The organism is Myroides odoratimimus, from assembly GCF_030326305.1.
GTDB classification, from domain to species: domain Bacteria; phylum Bacteroidota; class Bacteroidia; order Flavobacteriales; family Flavobacteriaceae; genus Flavobacterium; species Flavobacterium odoratimimum_A.
In genome coordinates, this window is sequence record NZ_JACAKB010000024.1 from 1 (window position 1) to 18,377 (window position 18,377).

An 18,377-nucleotide genomic window follows, 5' to 3' on the forward strand; every position below is an offset into this window, starting at 1 on the left:
ATGACATTAATCCATATAAATGGCTAAAGTATGTTCTTGAAAATATTCAATCCATCAACCACAAGAATATCGCTGACTTATATCCTCATAATTACAAGAAACTTATCCTGGATAATGTAGAAGAATAATTAGATCTCAAAAGATGTACTTGCTCGGGTGCATACGAAGAATAATTAGATCTCACAAGATGTACTTGCTCGGGTGCATACTCTAAATGTGATATTTTTCCGTTCACTAATAAATTATACAGATGCAGTTGATAGTCGTTTTCTTGTAAAAAAAGTAATTCATTAAAGTATTTTGGAGCCAAAAGTTCAACTATTTTTCTCTTATGACTATTCCATAATTCTAATGTCCAAATAACATCAATGTTTTTTATTAAAATATGTTCATATTTCCTATTTATTAAATAATCTAAATATTTTATATAATTCCCTTCAAGTATAAAGCTTAACAATAGCTCTCCTAAATCCTCATCAATAAACTCAATATAATTAATTGCTCTTTTCTTATTTATAGAATACTTAGAATTAAAGAAAGTATAAAAAAAATCAATCTTATAGCGGGTATCTAATACATCAAGAAGGTTCTCCATTATATTTCTTGTTCTTACGTTTTGGAAATATTCATTATTATCCTTTAAGGATTCTTTTAATTGTTCATAAAGTTCCTCAGGGTTCTTAATACTAATTATTCTTTTAGAAATATTTGAATCAATACTATTTCTAAATTCCTTTGGACTTCCTTTAATAAAATAAGTAATTAAGTTTTCTAATTCTATTGTATTTAAAACAGAATGTATTAATATATCATAAGGGTGCTCAGTAATAGTATCGTTAGCTTCTTCCTTAAGGACTATTAATTCTCTAAGTAATTGTTCTTGTTGATAATGCATTATATTTTTTGATTTAGCAATGGGATACCTTAAGATACGAAAATAATTCATCCACTAATTCAATAAAAATATGCTTTTAGAGTATTTCAAAAATCATTAGACAACGATTTAAACACAAATCATATTTTAAAACGCTTAAATAAATGTAATTCATTGTTTGTTAATTGTTTATAAAATTAAATAATACATTTTATCACATAATATCACAGAGTTTGATAGGTAGTTTTACAATGTTCGAACGAAGCAATTGTACAACCTAAAAAACTTTATGACATGTATTTAAACGAATTAAAAGAAAAGCCTGTTTGGCAAATGACAGGACAAGAGCTATTAAACTTATTAAAAGAAATAGCAGTAAACGAATCTCCTCATTCTTCTACTAATCAATCAAATGATACTCTTAGTAAACGTTACGTTTATGGAATACGAGGTATAGCCGAATTATTTGGTTGCAGTATATCTACTGCCAACAAAATCAAAAAAGAAGGTAAAATCAAAAGTGCAATCTTACAGTATGGTAGAAAGATAATTGTAGATGCTGAACTGGCATTAGAACTCTTTTCAAAGAAGTAAAAGGATAACTACTACAAAACATCCTTTGTAAGAATTACAATCAATTAATTTAAATCAAGAAGTATTATGTTCTTAGATATACCTTATATCCGAGTAGGAACTTCTTATTTTAAAATTATCGAAAAACCATTAATATCTGGGGATAAAGTTAAAGTAAGAGTTCGGTGGAACCGTGAAACTATTGTATCAGATCATGGAAAGTCATACTTGGAAAACATTTTAAAATTAGACGGATTTTGCTGTATTCCAGATCATCTAAACTATCAACTCTTAGTAGATAACTTTTACAATACCTATCACGAGCTTCCAATAAAGCCAAATGAAGATAAGCTGAGTTTGCAACAGTTAGAGAACAACATTCCAAACTCTTTACATTTTGTAAAGCACATCTTTGGAGAACAGTATCTCTATGGATTAGATTACCTAAAGTTGCTATATGAACAACCAACACAGCCCTTGCCTATACTTTGCTTGGTCAGCAAAGAAAGAGCTACTGGAAAGAGTTCTTTTATAAAGTGGCTTAAGACAATCTTTGGGCTTAATATGACCTACATCAAAGGAGATTCCTTTAGCTCTCAATTCAATGCCGATTGGGCAAGTATGTTACTTGTTGCTATAGATGAAGTATTCTTTGATAGAAAGGAGATAACAGAACGCTTAAAGTATCTCTCCACCACCGATAAAGACAAAGTGGAAGCCAAGGGAAAAGACAGACAAGAGATTGAGTTCTTTGCCAAGTTTATCTTGTGTTCAAACAACGAGGACAACTTTATTCAAATAGATGAAGAGGAAATCAGGTTTTGGATTAGAAAGATTAAGCCCATTGAATCCGAAGATGTCTTTTTTGTAAATAAGCTCAAAAAGGAGATACCCTATTTCATTGCGTTTTTACTTCTAAGACCTTTAGAGTCAAAGCAAAAAACACGAATGTGGTTTACTCCCAAGCAGATACTCACAGAGTCACTGTTAAAGCTAATCAGTAAAAACAAAGTTGAAGTAGCTATGATAGAGCTAATACATCTTTGTTTCGAAAAGATAGACGAACAAGTACTTTGTATTGCTCCAAATGATATTCTGCTTTTGCTTCGAAAAATAAACCCAAGGCTTTTTATCTCTGCAAGTGAAATAAGAAAGACTTTAAAAAAATGGAATTTCACTCCAGAGGATAACACAAAATCTTATCAAGGAATAGAACTTTTATCTCACGGAGAGTTTGTAAAAGTAGAACGCAGAGGACGGTATTATACCATAGAAAAACCTTTTTTCTATAAAACATTTGATGCTTTGATGCAAGAATGAATTAAACACTTGATAAACAATATTTTGACTTGCATCAAACTCTGCATCAAACTTAAAAAAGACCTTATTTGATGCAAGAGTGATGCAGAAAACAGAATCAGTTTGATGCAGTGATGCAAGAGTGATGCAGAGTACTTTGCTGAATTTCAATTAGATATGTGTTTTCTGCATCATTGCATCAAATAAAACACATTTTTAACCCTTTAACCCAAAAGACTATGAATTGTGATACAGCCAAACAAATAAGAATAATTGACCTACTTGAAAAGTTAGGTTATAGTCCCAAGAGAATAGCTAATGAGAGTTGGTGGTATATCAGTCCTTTTAGACAGGAAAAAACACCTTCATTTAAAGTCAACTTAGCCAAGAACCTCTATTATGATTTTGGAGAAGGTACTGGTGGAACAACACTCGATTTTGTAATGCGATATAATAATTGTGATCTAAAATCTGCTTTGAGCATTTTAGACAACAATGTTTTTTCATTTGTTCAGCCGACTGTTTTAAACACGACTTCTCAAAGTGAAAATAATTACGAAATAACATCAATTAAAGAGGTAACTAATACCTATCTTATACAGTATGCCAAAAGTAGAAAACTATGTCTTAGAATGCTTAAAAAGTATTGTAAAGAGATACACTACTCCTTAAATGACAAATCGTATTATGCTATTGGATTTAGGAATGATAAAAACGGGTATGAACTTCGAAACAAGTATGTAAAGATGTGTTTAGGTTCTAAAGCTGTTTCTTATTTTTCTAATAACTCAAATAAGGTTATCCTCTTAGAGTCTTGGAGTGACTTTATAAGCTTTCTGACTCTTTACCCAAATACAGAATACCAATTTGATTATATCATACTCAATTCAGTTACAACCCTAAATAACACATTGCTAAAAGAGTCCAACTCTTATCTGTATAAGTCTGATAAAATTAAATATAAATCGATTATTTGTCTTTTTGATAATGACAAAGCGGGTGATTTAGCTACTGAAAAAGTATTTGATACTTACAGAAATATTACCGTTGACGGACGATTAGCCTATCAAGAGTACAAAGACTTGAATGATTATTTATTAACTATTAACCCAGATAATTCGGTGTGAAAATTACAGGATGTTATTTGACTTGTGGACACTACAAAGGCGATTTGACCTGTGGGTTTTGCACTGTGATTTGACGTCCTAATTATCGAGATGTGTCTTTGTCCTTACAAATTGAAAATTTGAATCGAAACAAAGACCACTCGTTTTTCTCCCGAAGGTCGCAAAATTAGTAAGACGATGAAAAGAGAACACAAGATAGAATTTAGAGTTACCCTAACAGAATCTCTGCTTATAAAAAACAAAGCAGATAAAATTGGTTGCAGCGTTTCTGAGTACCTGCGTAGTACTGCACTTGGGTACGCACTTAGCTACAAACTAACACAAGATGAAATTGAGGTTTACAAACTACTAAACAAGTTTGCTGATAACTTCAGAAGAATTGGTAACCTGTTTAAACTTGGAGATACCACAGGTGTAAAAGAAGCTACTATTGAAACTGCAAACTTAATTAGAGTTCACCTTCAAAAACTAAAATAATATGATAGCTAAAGCAAAAACGTGTATTGGAGCAGCTGCTCTTTTTAATTATGTGATTAATCCAAACAAAGGCTATGAACTTGTTAGAAACAATCTTTCGGGGGAAACTCCGAAAGATATGTTTCAAACTATGCAGATTCTACAAAATCAAAACTCACGCTGTAAGAACAATACAATCTCCGTTGTTATTTCTCCTACTATTGAAGATAGTAAGAAGATGACAGATAAAGATTTAAACAATCTTGTCCATGATTTTTTAGTTGGTTTAAAGTTAGATCCCAAACATGCGCAATACATCGCTTTTGTTCACACTGAAAAAGAACATAAACACATTCACATACTGGCTAATCGCATTGATGAAAACGCAAAAGCACTTAAGGATAATTATATCGGATTTCAAGCGCAGCGCATTGCTCATGGAGTAGCTTTAAAATATGGTTGGACTTCTATAAGACAAGAAAACGAAAACAAAAAAGAACAAGTAAAAGCTAATCAGAAGCAAGTAGCCCAAGAGATTAAAAAAGCTCATTATCTTGTTTTAAAAGAGCGTCCTAAAAGCTTACAACAGTATATTGATATGATGCGTATGCATCAAATAGAAGTAAAACCGAGCGTAAACAAACAAGGCAATATTCAAGGGTATCGATTTATTCACTTACCAACTAATACAAATCTAAAAGCAAGTGAGGTTGACCGCAATCTAAAACTAAATAAGCTGTTTGAAAATAACACTCCCAAACGTAATGATGATTTATTTCATGCTGTTCTACTTAAAGATCAAGACCAACAAATTTCATTTGAGAATTGGAATACAAACACAGCAAGTCTGTTTAGTTTTCTAAACTCTTATGGCAATTACTATGAAGACTATACTCCTGATATCACTAAAAAGAAAAAACGAACAATAAGACGATAATTATGGCAAAACATCAACCAACACTAACAGAACTCACTGAGTTACTCTTTCAACAAGTAGTTTACTTGCAAGAAACAATGAAGCAGAATATCGCTCAACAAACAGAGCTTTCATACAAATTAAATAGCATTGAAGTAAAAGTAAATCTGTCAGAGCTTAAAAAAGTAGAAGAGCAACAAACAGAACGGCTTCATTCTTATCTTGATCACTTTTGTGTTAGATTACAAGCTATTAATGAACAGCATTACAAGGTAAATAAATCTATCAACTCAAAAAAGATTCTGTACTTAGTACTGCTTAATATCTTCTTTTTCTTGGTTACTTGTTTGTGCATATACAAACTGAAATAGCAACATTGTTAGTTGAAGTATTTCAAATATTAGTTTTTTGTGTAACTTTACGATTCAATCTTTTTTAAATCAATGGCTGTATCTTTTGAGCCTTCTTAAACTAAGCTATTAATTATGGAACATAAAATACATCAAGGAAGAAATGTAAAGCGTTTTAGAGAAATGCTTGGAATCAAACAAGAAGTTCTTGCCTTTGATTTGGGAGATGATTGGAATCAAAAGAAGATATCTGTATTGGAACAGAAGGAAGTAATTGATAATTCTCTTTTACAGCAGATTTCTAAGGTACTTAAGATACCTGTTGAAGCAATTGAAAATTTTGATGAACAGCAGGCGATTAATATTATTTCAAATACGTTTGATAATGGTTCTGTTGCAGTTAATCAAAATCCAATTTTCAATAATAGTCCTATTGATGCAATTGTGAAGCTTCACGAAGAAAAGATTGCCTTGTATGAGCGTATGCTTAAAGAGAAAGAAGAAATGATGAATCGTTTAGAAAAGCTTATTCAAAGTAAGTAGGCATTAGATGATATCGTATATAATAAAAAAAGGTAGAATTACTATGAAGGGTATTCTACCTTTTTCTTTTTTAGATAAATATTTATTGATAAGTAGTTTTATCTCTTTGCTGAATGAGTTTACAAGCATCCAACATTTTATGAAAGTTCAGCATTGAGACATTGCAACAATAATCTTTATGATATAAACTATTAGCCATTGTAGCTAAAATTAAATCAAAGAATGATTTACTTACTTGTTCAATAGTAAATCGATTAAAGACATTCTCAAATACTATATAGGGATTCTTATATTCATCATTATTAAGATACTTCAATTTTTTTAGTTCTTTCTCAGATACTTCCGAAACAGTAAGTCCTTTTTTAGTAAACTTCTTTGGTTTTAGATATATCTTATATCCTGCTTTAAATATAGATTGTAAAACAGTTGCATCATAGATAACTTCAGAAGCACTGATTTTATCATACATCTTATGACTTAAAGTATAGCAACAATAACTTCGTAATTGTTCTTGAAAATATTCAATATCCGCAAGTTCTCTAAGCCAGTTCAGTAGTTCGTATGGACATTCAACATTGTCTTTTGTCCAATAGTATGATTCTAATGAATGTTCTTGTTTTGCCATGACTATTCAGTTCTTTCACATATCAACCAACATGCCTCAATCAATCTATTGACATTGATAAAAGAAATATTAATTTCTGTAGAAGGTGGTTCTATAAAATTACCAAGTGCAAACTCTACAATTTCAAACAAATCAATCTCTATATCTATTACTGATTGTTTTTCAAAAACATCCTCAAATACCATGTAAGGGTTTAAATACTCATCTAATGACAATGATCCCAAAAATACTTTAGACTCAGCTACAGTTGATTTCTTTAATGGTTTAAGAATATAATACTTATTTGAGTTACTTCGTATTTTATAACTACCGCGCACTATTGAACGTAGTATAGAATAGATTAAAAAAACGACATGAGGACTCTGTTGTTGATATATTTCGCTTTTATGAGTATAGACCATTAATTCGCTTAAATATTGTTTTAATTCAGAAGGAATTACAACTTCAAACAAACGAGATAACATATCATAAGGATTTTTAATAGGCTCTCTATACCATATATGAGCTTCTAAGGGAATTTTTACTTTTTTCATAATTCAGGTCTTTTAAGGTTTATATAAAAATACCTTCCCTTGTATTGGTAAACTATTCTATATCAAGGATAAAATATGCTTTTAATCAACCAGAGTATTATCTTGGCCTGTATTTAGTTCAACAATACAAGTCATTAAATCAATAAATATGCGTATCATCCCAAACCAAATAATAACTTCCTTATTATATTGCATAATAGGATTATCATCAAGTACATTCTCCTTTTCTAACACAGATATATCTTGACTGGAAAATAAGTCAGTTATTGTCTTGTAATTCTCTTTGCCAACTACAAGAATAACAAGATTATAAATGTGAGCCATAAAATACTCAAAGCCTATTATGTTTATAATCTTTTCTATGGCATATATTCTAAAGCTATTTTTCTCCAATACCTCTTTTTCATGTTTTTTATAATCAACTAACTTACCCTCTTTGATTAGTTCAAAAGCACAACATATAAGTAATTGTAAAGCCATTAACGTATTTACAACTTCAAACTCAAACTTAGCATTATCTTCGAACTCAACTTCCCGTTTTAAAAGTTTTTCAATCCCGTATTCTTCAATATATTTAGGATAGTTATTGTAATGCTCCATTACAATTGGATCATTTAATGCAAGTAAGATATTATCTATCATTTGCAATAAAACCATTTCATCTTCACTTATAATAGTCACCACATTAACTACTTGCTCTCGATTGATTATAAGCCTTTTAATTTTCTCTTTATTAGTCATAATAATATAATTTTTAGGTTCATAAATTTGATCTCTTTACAGAGTATAAACTATTCGTTTAGAAACTATAATATCCTTAATTCGAATAGATTACCGTAAATCAAGGTAAGACCTTGCAGTTGTTAACCTTAAATACTGTAATTATGAAATCAATCATTAACAACCTTTCAAGTTTGAAACTATCAAGCGAATTAAGACACGAACTTGAAGATTTAATCGAAAAAAATTTAGTAGGGTTTATTTTTTATTCGCAGAAGAACTTGCTCAATCATCCTATTATTACTCTTTGTTTTTATGATGCTGCTGAACTAAATAATATACGTAGAAGTAAATGGATCACTAAGGGAATTAATCACTACCAAGTAAATATTTACTGTTTGTGTATCAAAGACTTTTATCAATCCGATTCTTTTCAAAATATAATGTATTCAACATTAAATTGCCAAAAAGAAAATCTCGTTTATGGTTCTTTACACGATAGTGAACCATTATTTAGTTTGCACCAATCTAAACAGAAAGAAAATGATTTTGAAAGCTTTGTTTCTAAATGGTTTGCTAAGCATTACAAAAGAAACACTAAGTTTTTAAAGTCTTTAAAAAAGGAGTTGAAAGCTAATCACATAGATGAACAATCTGCTATGCTTGGTATCAAACAAGTAATACAAGATACTAAAGAAAGAGTTCAACCTATATTATCAGGGAGCATTCAGTGTAGTACTGCTTCTTTTCTAAATTTCGTATTTAGCCATTGCTCTACTGTTCAAGATGTTTTTAAACAAGACTTTGATTTTTATGTGAGAGATATGACTTCATTATTCAGAGAAGAGCTAAAACCAAAGAAAAATGCTGAACAGATAGAACCCTATGAAAAACCATTAGTAGGATATTTACTTAACATAGCTCAGGATTTTTTAAAAGCAATGTACGTAGAAATACCAAATAGAATACTCACTAAATATAAGCTCATGGTAAACAAGCAAAAGCTACTCTCTTTAAATAATCCCAAACAGATAACGGAAATACAAGAGGAACTCGAAGAGCGGACGAGAAAAATACTTTTGAAGTATAAGAAGGTGGATTCATTTTATTTAATTAAGAGAAGAACTAACGATCAGATACTCTTAAACTCTGATGATTCTACTTCTTATAAGCTACATTTACTATTACTAGCGAGTATTGAGACATTGCACATTAATGAAGAGGGTAATATAAGGCAATATGTTTCTTTTCATACTGAGGATTTAGTTGATGTAACCGTAATCCTGATTAAAAAATCAAATTGGTATTTACATATACCTGTTTATCATTCTTTCTTTAAACAGAATATAACAGAGGATAAGCTATGGATTGGAGAGCCTTTAATAGCCGAGAATCCAGATTTAGAAACGTTTCCACTGAGTGAACTTAAATTAAAGTTTTGGGTTGAGTGCAAATCAATGCTTAAACCTATTGTGAAAAGACTCAGTTATCAAATAGAAGGCTGTCAGAGTGATGCAGATGTGATTTTTTATAAGTATACCTTACAACAACTTTTAATGGCTATACTCTTTGCTAAAATAGATTATATGCCACAAGTACACACTACAAGTTATTTATGGCGTTTAATTCAATGGTATGCTCCTGAATTAGGTCTTGTTATTGACTGTAATAAGGAGATAAAGGAAATGTTATTTGAGAATTATACATGTCTTAGAAATTATCCTAATATCAAATACCCAACGGTTAAATACACAGAAGAACAGTGGAACAGAGTTTATTATTTCATTGGTAAGCTTTATGAATTTGCTAAAGAGTGTTATCAGGTTAAAGATTAAGACACATTGATTATAGTTTTATTTTTATTAATAATTGCACAAAGTTAGGCAATGCCTAGCGGTTCGCTAACAAGAAATTCCCCCATAAATGCTTGACTAAAGTCTTCGCTTTATTGCGTTGCTTCTTGTGCTCGCTAAGCCATTACCAATTGTGGCTCCATAATTAATTTAAAAAATTTAATAGTATGGAAACTACAGTTTTAAACACAGATTGGCTTATTGCCTCAGAAGTAGAATTGATTTACAAATCAAAAGTAAAGGCTTCACAGAGACCTCAGATTACATCTTCTTACAATGCCTATCAAATAGCATTAAAAGCATGGGATAGTAATAAGATTGAATTATTAGAACAGTTTAAAGTACTTATGCTTTCAAACAACAATAAAGTACTTGGAGTATTAGAAGTTTCCTCAGGAGGAATAACAGGTACAATAGTAGATTTAAGAATCATTTTCTCCGCTCTTTTAAAAGCGCATGCAGTGGGATTTTTGATTATACATAACCATCCGTCAGGAAAATTAGCACCAAGTGATGCTGATAGACAAATCACAAGAAAGATTAAAGAAGCAAGTAAAATACTTGATATTAATCTTTTAGATCATTTAATTATAACAGCAGAGAGTTACTACTCTTTTGCAGATGAAGGCATCTTATAAGATGCCTTTGTTATTTAAATATTAGAGGGTGAACTCTAATATTTTATTAATATACTTAATTATAGATAATGCTTTTTAACTTTTAACCATTAGTTTTTTAATGTTTGTAGTAGTGAAAATTACTATTAATAAATCTCAATAGAAACGATTACTTAACAACAAAGATTAATAAGTAGAATCTTAAGTATTCAATATAACTTAACAAAAATGAGGATGTTCTTTTGGAATACCCTCATTTTTGTTTTGTTAAAACCCTCTCATAGGATAGATCTGTAAATATCTTAATAACAGACAACACATCTACCTAATAGGGTCATTACATTTCGTAGTTAATCTCTAATTCAAAAAAAGAATAATTACAATTTTAACTATATATTTGTATTTTAGAATTTTTGAGTTAATTTAGTTAAAATATAATCTGTAAAACCTCTTGTTTTTGCCATATTAATTAGATTTGCCTCTATATTTTCTAATTGATATTGTGACATACAGTCAATTAGAAATTGTGTGCTTAATACAAATTTTTGATCGTTTATTTCATCTAAACTTATTACTTGAATATCATTTTCAGTTATATTTGCTTTTTCAAAAACAAAAGATATTACAACCCTTGCTAAGTGTAACTTAAAATTAGTTAGGGTATTTTTTAAAGTACGATCTTCAATGTTAGACCATAATTCAATAACTTTTTTGTTTAATAAACAACTATTAAGATAAATTCTATAATCACGTCTTTGGCTAAAAATTCTATTATAAGTGGCATCGTCTTTTATTAAAGATGTAGGTTTTGATCTTGCAGAATGAGGATTGTCAAATAATAAAGATTCCAAAATTTGAGCTGTTGTTTGGATACTAAAAATCCTACTAGCAGGCTTTCCTTGATTCTTATAATAATTTTTTCTTCTATCGTAAAAATAACCCTCAGTTCCATAAAATATTTCAAGATTTCTTTGAATATCATCAGTTGCACGTAAGAGTGCAGCAGATACTGGATTCTGACTATTTGTTGATGCAATTATATGATCTATAGTTTTCTTATCTTCATTAACAATCACTTTTACTAAAACAGATCTTTTATCATTTTGATCTGATTTATGATGTAAAAAAATTGAATATGATGTTTGTAATCCATTTACTATTTGTATATTATCTAGACTTAAAGTAGTACCAACTAATGATGGGTTCGAGGCAATTATTGTTATACCATTATTTAGCCACCAAAAGTCTTCCTCAGATGGATTATCAATTGTATTTTTGATTTTGTTATTAACATCAACCGTACCTTGAAAATGTCTAATATTACTTTCGAAGAGATCTTCTCTTATTTTGTCATCTTCGTCAGTTAAAAAAGATTTATAATTTGACAGTTTAACAGTTCCTACGTATCCTATACCATCATCGTTATAGCTAGTTGAAAGAGGTGTTTCTTTAAATACAATTTGTAATCTTTTATCACGTCGAATTTGATAGAGTTTTAATAGTTCTCTGCAACTATAATTAAAATAACTTATATCTGCTCCAATAAATATCTGTTCTGATAAACCTTTTAGTTGATTTACTTTTAATTCGAATATATTATTAATTTCAATGTTTTCTGCATTTGCGCAATAGTTGAAAATTATTTTTAACTTCGCACCTGCTGCCATACATTTTTTCCAAGATTCTCTCGCTATACTTCCTTTTTCTACAATATTAGGATTAAATCTTTGTAATAAGTCTCTTGTTGTTTTTTCAAGACTAAAAAGTTCTGGAATAGAAGTTATCAATCGATCTATAGCTAGTTCTTTGAATGAATTTTCATTCTTACATTGTGAAATAATAATTGTAACATTTTTTTTTCTGTCAAAAATTATATCATCAAGATCTTCTATTGAGTCTATGACAAAATCATCTACTAAAGTTATGATGGAATCTATCCCTCCATCATTGCCACCATCAACTATTGACTCTTGCAAAGATTCAAACGTTAAGTCATAACCTTTAGTTATTTGTACTAAAGAGAAAAGTTCAAATATTTCATCGTTATTAACTGTTAATTGATTTGCTTCTTTGAATTGTTGTATGCAACCGTTTAAAATTATTTTATTATTCATAATAAATATAGTCTTTTTGAAAAGCTAATTTACCTAAATAAAAGATATAAAAAAACCCAACTTTACATTTTTGGGTGTAAAATTGGGTGTTATACTTATAACTACCTGATAATCAAGGTAAACTGCGGAGAAAGAGGGATTCGAACCCCCGGACCTGTTACAGTCAACGGTTTTCAAGACCGCCGCATTCGACCACTCTGCCATTTCTCCAGAGGTCTACATTACTTCCGTATTGCGAGTGCAAATATACTGCAAATACTGGGCTTTGCAAGAGATTTTGAATAAAAAAGAACATCTTTTTTATATTGTTTTTATAACTTGTTTAAAATGAGTTGGTAATAATTATTTAAAAAGCCGACTTTTTTTGTACAAACCTGTATGAATAGGCTTTTTTATTTCTACCTCCTTGACTTTTCTAAGTGTTTTTATATATTTATCAAGTTAATAAGTAAAATATGCTTTTAGAAAAGTTATTAAAAGAGTTTGAAGTCGAATTAGCTGTATTTACTTCTTCACAATATGCTTTGTTTGATGAATACTTCGAACGAATTACCATTTCTAAAAATGAATACCTAATAAAAGAAGGAGAGGTAGAACAGTATAGTTATTTTATTTATGAAGGAGTATTTAAATGTTGGACTATTGATACTAAAGGTGTAGAACAAACATTTTGGTTTTGTAAAGAAGGAACTTTTTCTATGTCGAATATTTCTTTTTCACTTCAAGAGCGAGCGGATTTTTCTGTACAAGCTGTTATGGATGCAGTAGTATATCGAATTAATAAAGAGCAAATAAGCGATTTATACGCTTCTATTTCTGGATTAGAGATAATGTTCGGAAAATTAACAGCAAGGCTTTTAAATCGTCTCCTACAGCGGAATATAGATCTAATCAAGTATTCTTCAGAAGAATATTATTTGAGAATGCAAGAAGAGTATGGAGTGGCATTTAATTATATCCCCTTAAAAGATATAGCTTCTTATTTGGGAATTACTCCACAAGGGCTGAGTAGAATTCGCAAGCGAATTTTTTAACCCAGGTTCAGTAGATTGTCTGTCAAAGCTTAGAAATTTGCCCTATTAAATTTAAAATTATGATTAGAAAAGTAAAGAGTCAAGAATATCCAGTGTTAGTAGAGATATGGGAAAGTGCAGTAATACATACTCATGATTTTTTAGCAAGAGAAGATTTTGAGTATTTTAAAAAGACTATACCTAGTTATTTTGAATTCGTAGAGTTGTATGTTCATCTTAACCAAGAAGGAAGAATGACTGGCTTTATCGGTGTTGCTGATGGAAACTTAGAAATGTTGTTCATACACAATGATTTTCGTGGACAAGGAATAGGTAAATTGTTATTAAATTATGCTAAAGATAGACTTCATATTACTAAAGTAGATGTAAATGAACAAAATCAACAAGCAGTTGGATTTTATTTACATATGGGGTTCAAATCAGTAAACAGGTCTGAGACAGACGGACAAGGAAAGCCTTATCCTATCTTACATTTAAGCTTGTAATTATTCCTACGAGTAATGGAAAATGACGGTTTTTTGTATAGAAACAGGATGTTTTAAGGACTAAATCTATAGGAACTGATCTGTTTTGAGTAATATCTGTCCACTTTTTTAGCGAAATGTAGTAATGACGGTACATTCGATGCGTTTAGCTTTGGTGTGTTGAAAGTGAGTGGATTAGGTGATATTTACCGTTTAAAACACAATAAAGTAAAAATATCAAGTGCTAAAAGAGAGAGGTAAAGTGGTAAAAAAGTCAGTAAATACTGTGTATATGTGAGATTATATTCTATTTTTGTAATACATATTTAAAATGTAAAAATTACCATGAAAGAATTAATCGAAAAAATCAACGCTGAGTTTGAAGCGTTCCAACAAGATTCAGCTTTACAATTAGAAAACGGAAATAAAGCTGCAGGTACAAGAGCACGTAAAGCTTCTTTATCTATTGAAAAACTTTTAAAAGAGTTTAGAAAAGCTTCTTTAGATGCTTCAAAACAATAATAATAAAAACTCCTACTTTACTAAGTAGGAGTTTTTTTATTCTTTAAGTTTGTGTTTTATAAAAAGAGCATGAACTATTTTATCATTGGTGATATACATGGTTGTTATCACACGTTTTGTTCTCTTCTAGAGCAGTGGGATTCTTCTAATGAGCATTTAATATTAGTAGGAGATTTAATAGATAGGGGCAATTATAGTTGGTTAGTCGTAGAGAAGTGTTTAGCCTTATTAAATGATACAACATTATCAGTAACTGTTCTTAAGGGAAACCATGAAGCTGAACTTATTCAGTATATCAAGGATGGACGTCATGAAATATGGACATCTCAGTGTGGTTTAGCCACTTTAGAAGACTTTCAAAGGCATCATGTAGATTTGCAAAACCTTTTACCACACTTAGAAAAATTACCACTTAAGTTTGAGACTTCTTCATTTATTGCCACACATGCAGGAGTATGTGATACGACTAATCCTTATGATGAGTCTAATTGGGATGGGGTGTTATGGACACGTAAGCCACTTGTCAATCTTCATAAACTACAAGTTCATGGTCATACTCCTTTAAAACAAAATCATCCTCAGTATACTTTAGATAGCCACTCGTATAATATAGATACAGGAGCTTATTATGGTTATGGGTTAACTGGTATTAAGTTAGATCAAGTAGCTAATGTTATTGAGATTGTAAATATACCTACAGATAGGCGTGATATAGCATCAGAGAATAATGAATAATTGTATCTTTGATAGAGAGTAGTTTTAATTCTACTTACAATATTGTGTGAAGTCATGAAGAATCTCTACGAACTGATTATATGAGAATGAAGGAATATAAGTATAGTATTTTTACGGATAAAATAGAAGAGGGAATAAATAAAGGATTATTAAAGCCTGGAGATAAATTACCTTCTGTTCGTGCTATAAAAAAAGAATACAACTTAAGTATAAGTTCTGTTCAGAGTGGTTATGATTACCTTGTATTTAAGGGTTTGGTCACTAGTGTGCCTCGCTCTAGGTATATTGTATCTGATTGTCTTGCGGAACAAAATTTAGAAGTAGAATTACCTATTATCCCTCGCGATGCAGTTTTTAGAAAGAAAATACATCTTATAACGAATCCAATAAGTGATACTAGTCAGACAATACTGAATGAAGCGAGTCCATCTGACCTCTTTATTCCTCAAAAATTAGTTCTCAAAACAATGCAAGAGGTAATAAGAGAAAAAGGAGCATCTTTACTTCGTTATTATCCTAATAATGGGGCAGATGAGCTAAGAGATTTATTAGTCAAGAGAGCTGGACTTCATGGAGCTTCCATATCATCAGATGAACTTTTGGTGACTGATGGAGCATTACAAGCACTATATATTGCTTTAAGCTCTATTACTTCACCTAATGATATTATAGCAGTGGAGAGCCCATGTATCTTCTCTATTTTAGAAGTTATTGCTAGTCTGAAGCTAAAGACAATAGAAATACCTGTTCGTGCGTATGATGGATTTGATACAGATTATTTAAAAAAGGTCTGTGCAACTAATAATATAAAAGCGATTGTACTAACTCCTAATTTTCATAATCCTACTGGAATATTAATGACAGAGGAGAGTAAAAAAGCAGTTTATGAAACCGCTCTATATCACAATGTACCCATCATAGAAAATGATGTTTTTGGCTGTCTTTATTTTAAGGGAAGTAGACCCAGTAATATTCGTAACTATGATGAAGCAGGATTAGTAATGACATATTCGTCTTTTTCTAAATCGTTAGCACCAGGTATTAGGTTAGGATGGTTAGCAGCAGGACAGTTTTTTTCAGAAGCAGAGCGCTTGAAGTTCGCTCTAGGGCGTTCGGTATCTCCTATAAATCAAGAGGTAATGTTAAAGCTTCTTCAATCTTCAGCTTATGATAAGCATCTTAGAGTTTTTCGTCAGCAATTAGAGCGTCAAGCATTACAGTTGGTGAAGCAATTAATTCATAGTTTTCCTGATTCTATTCATGTTCAACTTCCACAAGGAGGGTATTGTACATGGGTTCAATTACCTGCACATATAGATATGAACTTTTTCTATAAGCGATGTACAGAAGAAGGAGTACAGTTTACACCTGGAGAGACTTTCTCCTTTACAGATGTATACGATAATTGCTTTAGAGCAGTATTCTCTAAACAACTTACTTTACACAATCTAGAAGCCATAAGAAGAGTAGGAGAGTCTATATTATAAGTGATGTACCGATGCTTTTTTAGAATACTGTATCGAAACAAATGGGATAGAAAAGGGTATGTTTGTAGATAAACATGAAATAATATGGATGTAATATCGAAATTCACAATAGGAACTGAAGAAGGACTTGGTATTCTTTTTCAATTAAGAGAAGCTCAAATAAGAGAAATGTATGCGGATACAGTGGAAATAGAGCAATTAAATCAATATATAACTCAACAATTAAATCATAAAGAAGCTGTATTAGAACTGAATAATCTAAGTACACAAATGCTAACAGTATTTAAGCAAGAAGTACCTGCGGGGTTTGTGATGATTAAACAAGTAATACAACCAGAAGTATTAAAGGATAAAAAAGTTATTAATCTTGAACCTTTTTATATCAATTCTGAGTATAATGAGGAAGAAGTAAGAGAGTCTTTATGGCAAAAGAGTTTATCCTTAACCCGTAATTATGACGCAATATGGATAGAGCTTTTACAGAACAACCCTTTAATTCCTTTCTTGAAAGAGTGGGGGTTTGAGATTAATCAAGAGTCTGTTATAGAACCTTTTAATAAGCCTTCTTATATCATGATAAGATGGAAATCTAGTGAATAAGTTCTTTTGATAAAGAGTATATTTTATAAGTTAATTTTGATTATGGCTGTGAACAATTTGTTTATGGCCATTTTTATTATTGTATGTTGAGGGGCTCAAGCCCTAGAGCTTTTCTTCTCTGATTTACTTTTTTGAGATTATCATAAGGGTATAATATTAGCTTTCCATTGTCATCATAAGTCGATTGTATTCCATATTTTTGAGGGATTTCTTCGCCTGTAGCTATTTTATCTTGTAAGTAAGCCAAGTGTTTGGGGTCTAAATAACCTAGTTTTATAGCCTTTTTTATTTGTTTGAAATATTTCTTTTGATATTTAGTATTAGAATGTAATAATATGACAAGAGCATGGTAACTACTTTCTTTTTTGTTTACTATTGCTGTATGAAAATCACAATGATCAAAGATGTTAAATAATAATCTTTGATTCAGTGCATCAACTTTCAGGTCGATTGTACCACTTAATCTATTTTCTTTATCTTTTAGGTAAGCATCTTTTAGAAGATTATCTATTTGGGTACAGTCGATATCTAATTTAGTATTAATAGTGTCAGTATATGTCCCATAAGTTTGATACAATAGCATAGTCTTTTTAAATGCTATATCTTTTCTAGTGATTTTTCTAAATTTTAAAATTGTAGAATCGTTTTGTTGGTCTACGTATCTATCTACAGTATATTTTTTGGGAGAGTATATAGACGCTTGTTCATAATTTATAAGATCATTATTTGGAGATAATATTTTATAAACTTTATCATTAAGAGCGTCAATTTTTATTAATTCTAGTATTTGTTTATTACTCATTTTTTGATACCTTCTATTTGAGGTACAACTAGTAAAAATTAAAGAGAAGAATAAAAAGTAACTTATATATCGGAACATTGTATTTCGTTTTTATAAAGATAATGTTTTTCAATCTTATCTTGTAATGAGTTAT

General features: G+C 30.3%; 21 protein-coding genes and 1 tRNA gene. 15 read left to right on the forward strand and 7 right to left on the reverse strand.

What is annotated here, in order from left to right; all coding sequences use genetic code 11:
• Positions 1-91 precede the first annotated feature (91 nt).
• The gene (locus tag HX049_RS14410; RefSeq protein ID WP_286416704.1) at positions 92-895 is read right to left on the reverse strand and encodes a hypothetical protein; all 804 of its coding nucleotides are present in this window, start codon (positions 893-895) and stop codon (positions 92-94) included.
• 273 nt (positions 896-1,168) lie between these two features.
• Between HX049_RS14410 and HX049_RS14415 the strand changes: the two genes are divergently transcribed.
• The 7 genes from HX049_RS14415 (at position 1,169) to HX049_RS14445 (ending at position 6,138) form a co-directional block, all read left to right on the forward strand.
• The gene (locus tag HX049_RS14415; protein ID WP_286416705.1) at positions 1,169-1,468 is read left to right on the forward strand and encodes a DUF3853 family protein; all 300 of its coding nucleotides are present in this window, start codon (positions 1,169-1,171) and stop codon (positions 1,466-1,468) included.
• 66 nt (positions 1,469-1,534) lie between these two features.
• Complete coding sequence (locus tag HX049_RS14420; protein ID WP_286416707.1) at positions 1,535-2,767, forward strand: primase-helicase family protein; 1,233 nt, start codon at positions 1,535-1,537, stop codon at positions 2,765-2,767.
• Between the two features lie 218 nt (positions 2,768-2,985).
• On the forward strand, positions 2,986-3,873 hold the full coding sequence (locus HX049_RS14425; RefSeq protein WP_286416709.1) for a CHC2 zinc finger domain-containing protein: 888 nt from the start codon (positions 2,986-2,988) through the stop codon (positions 3,871-3,873).
• Between the two features lie 177 nt (positions 3,874-4,050).
• The gene (locus HX049_RS14430) at positions 4,051-4,350 is read left to right on the forward strand and encodes a plasmid mobilization protein (protein WP_286416710.1); all 300 of its coding nucleotides are present in this window, start codon (positions 4,051-4,053) and stop codon (positions 4,348-4,350) included.
• Between the two features lies 1 nt (position 4,351).
• Complete coding sequence (locus HX049_RS14435) at positions 4,352-5,266, forward strand: relaxase/mobilization nuclease domain-containing protein (RefSeq protein ID WP_286416712.1); 915 nt, start codon at positions 4,352-4,354, stop codon at positions 5,264-5,266.
• A 2-nt stretch (positions 5,267-5,268) separates the two neighbouring features.
• Entirely contained in the window at positions 5,269-5,616 is a 348-nt protein-coding gene (locus HX049_RS14440; RefSeq protein ID WP_286416715.1) for a hypothetical protein, read from the forward strand.
• 114 nt (positions 5,617-5,730) lie between these two features.
• Complete coding sequence (locus tag HX049_RS14445; RefSeq protein ID WP_006265427.1) at positions 5,731-6,138, forward strand: helix-turn-helix domain-containing protein; 408 nt, start codon at positions 5,731-5,733, stop codon at positions 6,136-6,138.
• A gap of 82 nt (positions 6,139-6,220) precedes the next feature.
• On the opposite strand, the gene HX049_RS14450 is transcribed toward HX049_RS14445, so the two are convergent.
• From HX049_RS14450 to HX049_RS14460, 3 genes are all read right to left on the reverse strand, one after another.
• Positions 6,221-6,763 carry a hypothetical protein gene (locus HX049_RS14450; RefSeq protein WP_259190708.1) on the reverse strand — a complete coding sequence of 181 codons (543 nt, stop codon included), beginning with the start codon at positions 6,761-6,763 and terminating at the stop codon, positions 6,221-6,223.
• Between the two features lie 2 nt (positions 6,764-6,765).
• On the reverse strand, positions 6,766-7,296 hold the full coding sequence (locus HX049_RS14455) for a hypothetical protein (RefSeq protein WP_286416719.1): 531 nt from the start codon (positions 7,294-7,296) through the stop codon (positions 6,766-6,768).
• A gap of 81 nt (positions 7,297-7,377) precedes the next feature.
• Entirely contained in the window at positions 7,378-8,037 is a 660-nt protein-coding gene (locus HX049_RS14460) for a hypothetical protein (RefSeq protein ID WP_286416720.1), read from the reverse strand.
• Between the two features lie 143 nt (positions 8,038-8,180).
• Here HX049_RS14460 and HX049_RS14465 point away from each other — a divergent pair, with 143 nt between their 5' ends.
• Positions 8,181-9,851, forward strand: a complete 1,671-nt coding sequence (locus HX049_RS14465) for a hypothetical protein (protein WP_286416722.1) — start codon at positions 8,181-8,183, stop codon at positions 9,849-9,851.
• A gap of 185 nt (positions 9,852-10,036) precedes the next feature.
• Positions 10,037-10,507: a JAB domain-containing protein gene (locus HX049_RS14470; protein ID WP_286416723.1), complete on the forward strand. Its 471-nt coding sequence runs from the start codon at positions 10,037-10,039 to the stop codon at positions 10,505-10,507.
• Between the two features lie 383 nt (positions 10,508-10,890).
• Here the strand turns inward: HX049_RS14470 and HX049_RS14475 are convergent, their stop codons facing one another.
• Together HX049_RS14475 and HX049_RS14480 are read right to left on the reverse strand one after the other, a co-directional pair.
• Positions 10,891-12,600 (reverse strand): AIPR family protein, encoded by a 1,710-nt coding sequence (locus tag HX049_RS14475; RefSeq protein ID WP_286416724.1) that lies wholly within the window; start codon positions 12,598-12,600, stop codon positions 10,891-10,893.
• Positions 12,601-12,725: 125 nt separating this feature from the next.
• A tRNA-Ser gene (locus HX049_RS14480) sits at positions 12,726-12,810 on the reverse strand.
• A 245-nt stretch (positions 12,811-13,055) separates the two neighbouring features.
• Between HX049_RS14480 and HX049_RS14485 the strand changes: the two genes are divergently transcribed.
• The 6 genes from HX049_RS14485 (at position 13,056) to HX049_RS14510 (ending at position 17,442) form a co-directional block, all read left to right on the forward strand.
• Positions 13,056-13,634 (forward strand): Crp/Fnr family transcriptional regulator, encoded by a 579-nt coding sequence (locus tag HX049_RS14485; protein WP_286416727.1) that lies wholly within the window; start codon positions 13,056-13,058, stop codon positions 13,632-13,634.
• A gap of 59 nt (positions 13,635-13,693) precedes the next feature.
• The gene (locus HX049_RS14490) at positions 13,694-14,119 is read left to right on the forward strand and encodes an acetyltransferase (RefSeq protein ID WP_006259333.1); all 426 of its coding nucleotides are present in this window, start codon (positions 13,694-13,696) and stop codon (positions 14,117-14,119) included.
• A 324-nt stretch (positions 14,120-14,443) separates the two neighbouring features.
• Positions 14,444-14,620, forward strand: coding sequence for a histone H1 (locus HX049_RS14495; RefSeq protein WP_006259332.1), 177 nt, complete (start codon positions 14,444-14,446; stop codon positions 14,618-14,620).
• Positions 14,621-14,689: 69 nt separating this feature from the next.
• Positions 14,690-15,355, forward strand: coding sequence for a metallophosphoesterase family protein (locus HX049_RS14500; RefSeq protein ID WP_286416729.1), 666 nt, complete (start codon positions 14,690-14,692; stop codon positions 15,353-15,355).
• Between the two features lie 80 nt (positions 15,356-15,435).
• Positions 15,436-16,842, forward strand: a complete 1,407-nt coding sequence (locus HX049_RS14505) for a PLP-dependent aminotransferase family protein (protein ID WP_286416731.1) — start codon at positions 15,436-15,438, stop codon at positions 16,840-16,842.
• A gap of 84 nt (positions 16,843-16,926) precedes the next feature.
• Positions 16,927-17,442, forward strand: a complete 516-nt coding sequence (locus HX049_RS14510; RefSeq protein WP_286416732.1) for a hypothetical protein — start codon at positions 16,927-16,929, stop codon at positions 17,440-17,442.
• A gap of 76 nt (positions 17,443-17,518) precedes the next feature.
• Here the strand turns inward: HX049_RS14510 and HX049_RS14515 are convergent, their stop codons facing one another.
• Positions 17,519-18,244 (reverse strand): hypothetical protein, encoded by a 726-nt coding sequence (locus HX049_RS14515; protein WP_286416733.1) that lies wholly within the window; start codon positions 18,242-18,244, stop codon positions 17,519-17,521.
• Positions 18,245-18,377 lie beyond the last annotated feature (133 nt).